This window comes from 'Camptotheca acuminata' phytoplasma, from assembly GCF_041276565.1.
Classification (GTDB): domain Bacteria; phylum Bacillota_I; class Bacilli_A; order Acholeplasmatales; family Acholeplasmataceae; genus Phytoplasma.
In genome coordinates, this window is record NZ_JBGGGR010000029.1 from 1 (window position 1) to 2,343 (window position 2,343).

Genomic DNA, 2,343 nt, shown 5'->3' on the forward strand with positions numbered 1-2,343 from the left:
GAGTTTGGGCCGTGTCTCAGTCCCAATGTGGCTGTTCAACCTCTCAGTCCAGCTACACATCATAGTCTTGGTAGGCTTTTACCCTACCAACTAACTAATGTGGCGCAAGCCCTTCTTTAAGCATACCTTCCGAAGAAGGTCTTTTAAAAATAAAAGGTTATCCTTCTATTTCCTATCCAGTCTTAGCAAATGTTTCCACTTGTTATCCTCGTCTTAAAGGCAGGTTACTTACGTGTTACTCACCCGTTCGCCACTAAAACCATAAATGGTCTCCGTTCGACTTGCATGTATTAAGCACGCCGCCAGCGTTTATCCTGAGCCAGGATCAAACTCTTCGTTTTAAGATTTTTGATCTTAAGAACAAAAAACTTGTTTTAAAAAAATCGATTTTTAATCATCTTCAGTTTTCAAAGAAATAAGTTGAAATATAGAAATTTAATAAAAAATATTAATGGTGAAGGGGGATGGATTCGAACCATCGTACCTGTTAAGGAGCAGTTTTACAGACTGATGCGTTTAGCCACTTCGCTACCCCTCCGGGAAAATTAAAAATTAACTAATAAAATTTTATTTTCTATAAAAAAACTACATTTAATTTTAACATAAATTTTTACAAAATAATATTTTTTTTTAAAAAAAATAAATTTTGTAATAAATATTTTTTTATTAAAAAAATAACATTTTGTTTTTTATAAATTTAAGCGAAAAATGCAAAATTATCTTATATTTTTCAACTAACATTTATTATTATAACAAATAATAAATAAATATTTCAATTTCGACAAACAATAATTTCGCTTTATTAATAGATAGTTCTAATATAAGTTAATTTTTATTTTTGATTTCTGTAATCTCTATCATAATAAAAATGATAAATTCCCACATGAATTTCAAAATTTATTTCTGGTAATTTTTCTATTTTAGTTTTTATTATCCAATCATGATTTTTATATATTTCTTTTTTAGAAATGATTTTTTCCGAAAAACTATTTTCTTTAAACACTTTAACAACTAAATCAAAAATTTTATTAGGTTCAAAAACTTTATCTAAAACAAAAAAAAATTAATGAAATTTTTGTGTCCTTATCTGTGGCATTATAAATTAATTGTTTAAATTTTTTTTGTATCGGCATAAAAGTTGTTGATTTTTTTTAAAAAATAGCGTATTCTGCAATATATCTTACATTATCTTTTAAAGGTATCATAATGTCTGTTTTGCCATGTGCATTTATTGATTCAGCAGAAACTAAACCTTCGAACATAGAAGAATAGATGTTCAAATGAAGAGCGATAGTATCTCTATAAGTTGCTTCTATATCTCCATTTGCTGAATTATTACTTTTTTTTAAATTTTTAGTTCTTGATATGTTCTGGCAAAGACTACTAATAATGCGAATAATTTCTTGAAATTGTTTTTTTATTTGATAATTTTTTCAAATCCAAGTTGGGAACCTTTCGAATCATTAATTTTTTTGGTTTTTGAAAAAATCTTTTAATGATTGCAAAGTAATAATATTGTTTTTCCATTTTTTTCGTGGGTTGTAAGCTTGTTGCCACGGACTTTCTTTATGCGTTTGAACACTTAATTTATAAGCATCCAAATTAGCATATTTTTGTATAACTTGTTCAATGATGTCTTTGGCTTCTTGTGTTATTTCGTTATTAGTAGCTCCTTGACAAATATAATCTTTATCGATAGGTTTATCAACAAATTCAAAAAATTCACCATAAATATGTGGAATAACTGGTCCAAACATCCACGCTTCTATCGGTTCTTCAAAAAGAAATTTATCGTATTTCGCTACATAATATCCTTGAATATAATACAATAGTTTATTTATTTTCATATTAGTAATTTGACATTGACAAGTATAAATTTGACGAATTAAATAATTAGTAACATCATAAACGTTTATTTTATTATTCGAATTCATAATACTTTGATCCTTTTTTAATTATAATTTTATTTAAAAATTTTTAAGATAAGTTATCTTTGTGAAAGGTACAAATTTTAATTAAACATTTAAAAAATATAACTATTGTCTTAATTATATTGATTTATTCCACAACTTCTCATTAGTTTATATAAATTAATTAATTTATATAAACTTACTAAAAACTACCACAATATTTCTGATACCTTTTGAATAACTTTGTTTAAAAAAATATTAAAAATATTTAATTATTTTATATATTTATTATAATATTTTTTTAAAAAAATGTTTTTTTGAAATGATATAAAATATTATTAAATTAATTTTTTTAATAATTTAAATTAATAATTTTTTTTTAAAAAATCTATATATGCCGAAATATAATTAGTTCCAAACTAAAAAATCCAAA

At 24.2% G+C, this 2,343-nt stretch carries 3 protein-coding genes, 1 tRNA gene and 1 rRNA gene; all 5 read right to left on the reverse strand.

All coding sequences use genetic code 11. The annotated features are described in order from the left end of the window. Nucleotides 1-341, reverse strand: a 16S ribosomal RNA gene (locus AB6A63_RS01960); the annotation flags it as partial. A 111-nt stretch (nucleotides 342-452) separates the two neighbouring features. Further along, nucleotides 453-538 (reverse strand) — tRNA-Tyr (locus AB6A63_RS01965). Between the two features lie 294 nt (nucleotides 539-832). Then, nucleotides 833-1,003 carry a hypothetical protein gene (locus AB6A63_RS01970; RefSeq protein WP_370431014.1) on the reverse strand — a complete coding sequence of 57 codons (171 nt, stop codon included), beginning with the start codon at nucleotides 1,001-1,003 and terminating at the stop codon, nucleotides 833-835. Between the two features lie 148 nt (nucleotides 1,004-1,151). Next, the gene (locus AB6A63_RS01975; protein ID WP_370431015.1) at nucleotides 1,152-1,280 is read right to left on the reverse strand and encodes a hypothetical protein; all 129 of its coding nucleotides are present in this window, start codon (nucleotides 1,278-1,280) and stop codon (nucleotides 1,152-1,154) included. Between the two features lie 183 nt (nucleotides 1,281-1,463). Next, a complete protein-coding gene (locus AB6A63_RS01980; protein WP_370431016.1) occupies nucleotides 1,464-1,934 on the reverse strand; it encodes a Panacea domain-containing protein in 471 nt (156 codons plus the stop codon). Between the last annotated feature and the right edge of the window lie 409 nt (nucleotides 1,935-2,343).